At 48.8% G+C, this 5,487-nt stretch carries 2 tRNA genes and 3 rRNA genes; all 5 read left to right on the forward strand.

The annotated features are described in order from the left end of the window. Positions 1-25 precede the first annotated feature (25 nt). The 5 genes from FTV50_RS16335 (at position 26) to rrf (ending at position 5,475) form a co-directional block, all read left to right on the forward strand. Positions 26-1,564: ribosomal RNA gene (locus tag FTV50_RS16335) — 16S ribosomal RNA — on the forward strand. 61 nt (positions 1,565-1,625) lie between these two features. Further along, a tRNA-Ile gene (locus FTV50_RS16340) sits at positions 1,626-1,702 on the forward strand. A gap of 74 nt (positions 1,703-1,776) precedes the next feature. Beyond that, positions 1,777-1,852: transfer RNA gene (locus tag FTV50_RS16345), tRNA-Ala, on the forward strand. 425 nt (positions 1,853-2,277) lie between these two features. After that, positions 2,278-5,171 (forward strand): 23S ribosomal RNA (locus tag FTV50_RS16350). A gap of 189 nt (positions 5,172-5,360) precedes the next feature. Beyond that, positions 5,361-5,475: ribosomal RNA gene (gene rrf / locus FTV50_RS16355) — 5S ribosomal RNA — on the forward strand. The 16S, 23S and 5S rRNA genes sit together here with 2 tRNA genes alongside, the layout of an rRNA operon. Positions 5,476-5,487: the final 12 nt, after the last annotated feature.

Genomic DNA, 5,487 nt, shown 5'->3' on the forward strand with positions numbered 1-5,487 from the left:
GTACACTATATGTACTATTGATTTTAAACTGAAGAGTTTGATCATGGCTCAGATTGAACGCTGGCGGCAGGCTTAACACATGCAAGTCGAGCGGGAATAGGTAGCTTGCTACCGATTTCTAGCGGCGGACGGGTGAGTAATGCTTAGGAATCTGCCTATTAGTGGGGGACAACATTTCGAAAGGGATGCTAATACCGCATACGTCCTACGGGAGAAAGCAGGGGATCTTCGGACCTTGCGCTAATAGATGAGCCTAAGTCGGATTAGCTAGTTGGTGGGGTAAAGGCCTACCAAGGCGACGATCTGTAGCGGGTCTGAGAGGATGATCCGCCACACTGGGACTGAGACACGGCCCAGACTCCTACGGGAGGCAGCAGTGGGGAATATTGGACAATGGGGGGAACCCTGATCCAGCCATGCCGCGTGTGTGAAGAAGGCCTTTTGGTTGTAAAGCACTTTAAGCGAGGAGGAGGCTACTTTAGTTAATACCTAGAGATAGTGGACGTTACTCGCAGAATAAGCACCGGCTAACTCTGTGCCAGCAGCCGCGGTAATACAGAGGGTGCGAGCGTTAATCGGATTTACTGGGCGTAAAGCGTGCGTAGGCGGCTTTTTAAGTCGGATGTGAAATCCCCGAGCTTAACTTGGGAATTGCATTCGATACTGGGAAGCTAGAGTATGGGAGAGGATGGTAGAATTCCAGGTGTAGCGGTGAAATGCGTAGAGATCTGGAGGAATACCGATGGCGAAGGCAGCCATCTGGCCTAATACTGACGCTGAGGCACGAAAGCATGGGGAGCAAACAGGATTAGATACCCTGGTAGTCCATGCCGTAAACGATGTCTACTAGCCGTTGGGGCCTTTGAGGCTTTAGTGGCGCAGCTAACGCGATAAGTAGACCGCCTGGGGAGTACGGTCGCAAGACTAAAACTCAAATGAATTGACGGGGGCCCGCACAAGCGGTGGAGCATGTGGTTTAATTCGATGCAACGCGAAGAACCTTACCTGGTCTTGACATAGTAAGAACTTTCCAGAGATGGATTGGTGCCTTCGGGAACTTACATACAGGTGCTGCATGGCTGTCGTCAGCTCGTGTCGTGAGATGTTGGGTTAAGTCCCGCAACGAGCGCAACCCTTTTCCTTATTTGCCATCGGGTTAAGCCGGGAACTTTAAGGATACTGCCAGTGACAAACTGGAGGAAGGCGGGGACGACGTCAAGTCATCATGGCCCTTACGACCAGGGCTACACACGTGCTACAATGGTCGGTACAAAGGGTTGCTACTCCGCGAGGAGATGCTAATCTCAAAAAGCCGATCGTAGTCCGGATTGGAGTCTGCAACTCGACTCCATGAAGTCGGAATCGCTAGTAATCGCGGATCAGAATGCCGCGGTGAATACGTTCCCGGGCCTTGTACACACCGCCCGTCACACCATGGGAGTTTGTTGCACCAGAAGTAGGTAGTCTAACCGTAAGGAGGACGCTTACCACGGTGTGGCCGATGACTGGGGTGAAGTCGTAACAAGGTAGCCGTAGGGGAACCTGCGGCTGGATCACCTCCTTAACGAAAGATTGACGATTGGTAAGAATCCACAACAAGTTGTTCTTCATGACGATGTATCTGAGGGTCTGTAGCTCAGTTGGTTAGAGCACACGCTTGATAAGCGTGGGGTCACAAGTTCAAGTCTTGTCAGACCCACCATTCTGACTAACGAAGTATTTGAATAAAATACGGAAGCAAACAGAGAATCAGAAACATTGACTTATTGATAAGCTGGGGACTTAGCTTAGTTGGTAGAGCGCCTGCTTTGCACGCAGGAGGTCAGGAGTTCGACTCTCCTAGTCTCCACCATACATTCCTTCGGAATGTATAAAGAACGAAGCTAAAATAAACAATCAAACGATTGTTAGCTTAGTCCTTAAGCGATCAAGTGTTTAGGTTATAGAGCTTAGCAACAAAGTGGCGTATGATTCGCTCCATTGTTATTAAGCTCTGTGATTTATCACAGTTTCCTGACCTGACGAAGGCTGGAAAAATCATTAACAGAATATATTTGAGTTGAAATAATTTGTTCATACTCGTTTGATTTAACCTAACAAGCAATTGTGAAAGTTGAATGAAATGAGTTACTAGCGAAATTAACTGAATCAAGCGTTTTGGTATATGAATCTAATTGAAGCTATACAGTGATTAAGTTCACGAGACTCTAACTGTGGCAATTAAGTTTGCGACGCGAAATACAACTTGTATGTATTAGCGACTGTTTGGGGTTGTATAGTCAAGTAATTAAGTGCATGTGGTGGATGCCTTGGCAGTCAGAGGCGATGAAAGACGTAATAGCCTGCGATAAGCTCCGGGGAGGCGGCAAATATCCTGTGATCCGGAGATTTCTGAATGGGGAAACCCACCCGCTATAAGGCGGGTATCATAAACTGAATACATAGGTTTATGAGGCGAACGAGGGGAAGTGAAACATCTCAGTACCCTTAGGAAAAGAAATCAATTGAGATTCCCTTAGTAGCGGCGAGCGAACGGGGAAAAGCCCATTAAGTTATCTAAGCTTTAGTGGAACGCTCTGGGAAGTGCGACCATAGTAGGTGATAGTCCTGTACACGAAAGGGCTTAGATAATGATGTCGAGTAGGGCGAGGCACGTGAAACCTTGTCTGAATATGGGGGGACCATCCTCCAAGGCTAAATACTCCTGACTGACCGATAGTGAACCAGTACCGTGAGGGAAAGGCGAAAAGAACCCCTGTGAGGGGAGTGAAATAGATCCTGAAACCGCATGCATACAAGCAGTGGGAGCCAACTTGTTTGGTGACTGCGTACCTTTTGTATAATGGGTCAGCGACTTACATTCAGTAGCAAGGTTAACCGATTAGGGGAGCCGTAGAGAAATCGAGTCTTAATAGGGCGTTTAGTTGCTGGGTGTAGACCCGAAACCGGGTGATCTATCCATGAGCAGGTTGAAGGTTGGGTAACACTAACTGGAGGACCGAACCCACTGTCGTTGAAAAGCCAGGGGATGACTTGTGGATAGGGGTGAAAGGCTAATCAAACTCGGTGATAGCTGGTTCTCCCCGAAAGCTATTTAGGTAGCGCCTCGGACGAATACCATTGGGGGTAGAGCACTGTTTCGGCTAGGGGGTCATCCCGACTTACCAAACCGATGCAAACTCCGAATACCAATGAGTACTATCCGGGAGACAGACTGCGGGTGCTAACGTCCGTAGTCAAGAGGAAAACAATCCAGACCGCCAGCTAAGGCCCCAAAATTATAGTTAAGTGGGAAACGATGTGGGAAGGCATAGACAGCTAGGAGGTTGGCTTAGAAGCAGCCACCCTTTAAAGAAAGCGTAATAGCTCACTAGTCGAGTCGGCCTGCGCGGAAGATGTAACGGGGCTAAAACTATATGCCGAAGCTGCGGATTTACACATTAGTGTAAGTGGTAGGGGAGCGTTCTGTAAGCCGATGAAGGTGGATTGAGAAGTCTGCTGGAGGTATCAGAAGTGCGAATGCTGACGTGAGTAACGACAAAACGGGTGAAAAACCCGTTCGCTGAAAGACCAAGGGTTCCAGTCCAACGTTAATCGGGGCTGGGTGAGTCGACCCCTAAGGCGAGGCCGAGAGGCGTAGTCGATGGGAAATTGGTTAATATTCCAATACTTCAGTGTAATGCGATGAGAGGACGGAGAAGGTTAAGTCAGCCTGGCGTTGGTTGTCCAGGTGAAAGGAAGTAGGCATGTATCTTAGGCAAATCCGGGGTACTCTATGCTGAGATCTGACAGCAAGCTGTACTTGTACAGTGAAGTGGCTGATACCATACTTCCAGGAAAAGTCTCTAAGCTTCAGTTACACTGGAATCGTACCCGAAACCGACACAGGTGGTCAGGTCGAGTAGACCAAAGCGCTTGAGAGAACTCTGCTGAAGGAACTAGGCAAAATGGTACCGTAACTTCGGGAGAAGGTACGCTGCTTTTGGTGATGGAACTTGCTTCCTGAGCTGAGAGCAGCCACAGAAACCAGGCCCCTGCAACTGTTTATTAAAAACATAGCACTCTGCAAACACGAAAGTGGACGTATAGGGTGTGATGCCTGCCCGGTGCTGGAAGGTTAATTGATGGGGTTAGCGTAAGCGAAGCTCTTGATCGAAGCCCCAGTAAACGGCGGCCGTAACTATAACGGTCCTAAGGTAGCGAAATTCCTTGTCGGGTAAGTTCCGACCTGCACGAATGGCATAATGATGGGGGCGCTGTCTCCAGCAGAGGCTCAGTGAAATCGAAATCGCCGTGAAGATGCGGTGTACCCGCGGCTAGACGGAAAGACCCCGTGAACCTTTACTGCAGCTTGACATTGAACTTTGATCTTACTTGTGTAGGATAGGTGGGAGGCTTTGAAACCGAGACGCTAGTTTCGGTGGAGCCAATCTTGAAATACCACCCTGGTAATATTGAGGTTCTAACTCTGCTCCATTATCTGGAGCGAGGACCATGTCTGGTGGGTAGTTTGACTGGGGCGGTCTCCTCCTAAAGAGTAACGGAGGAGTACGAAGGTGCGCTCAGCGTGGTCGGAAATCACGCGTAGAGTATAAAGGCAAAAGCGCGCTTAACTGCGAGACCCACAAGTCGAGCAGGTACGAAAGTAGGTCTTAGTGATCCGGTGGTTCTGTATGGAAGGGCCATCGCTCAACGGATAAAAGGTACTCTGGGGATAACAGGCTGATACCGCCCAAGAGTTCATATCGACGGCGGTGTTTGGCACCTCGATGTCGGCTCATCTCATCCTGGGGCTGAAGCAGGTCCCAAGGGTATGGCTGTTCGCCATTTAAAGAGGTACGCGAGCTGGGTTTAGAACGTCGTGAGACAGTTCGGTCCCTATCTACCGTGGGCGCTGGAAATTTGAGAGGATCTGCTCCTAGTACGAGAGGACCAGAGTGGACGAACCTCTGGTGTACCGGTTGTGACGCCAGTCGCATCGCCGGGTAGCTATGTTCGGAAGGGATAACCGCTGAAAGCATCTAAGCGGGAAGCCTACCTCAAGATAAGATTTCCCTTGGACTTTATGTCCACTAAAGAGCCGTTGAAGACTACGACGTTGATAGGTTGGATGTGGAAGTGCGGTGACGCATGAAGCTGACCAATACTAATTGCTCGTGAGGCTTGACTATACAACACCCAAACAGTTGTATGTAAAGCATCAATTGATTCGATATTAAGCAAAATAACTTGATTTAGTTAACGCTTAAGAACAAAATACTGCAACTCAGATATGATCTGTTAATAACTCATTTGGTAGAAAACTTAGCACGAAGAGCACTGCTCTGAGATTAGACTAAGCAAGTATCCATAACAGTTGTGCTGGCGACAATAGCAAGAGTGAACCACCTGATCCCTTCCCGAACTCAGAAGTGAAACCTCTTAGCGCTGATGGTAGTGTGGGGTTACCCATGTGAGAGTAAGTCATCGCCAGCTCATTATTCGAAA

It is taken from the genome of Acinetobacter sp. YH1901134 (genome assembly GCF_013416965.1).
GTDB lineage: Bacteria > Pseudomonadota > Gammaproteobacteria > Pseudomonadales > Moraxellaceae > Acinetobacter > Acinetobacter amyesii.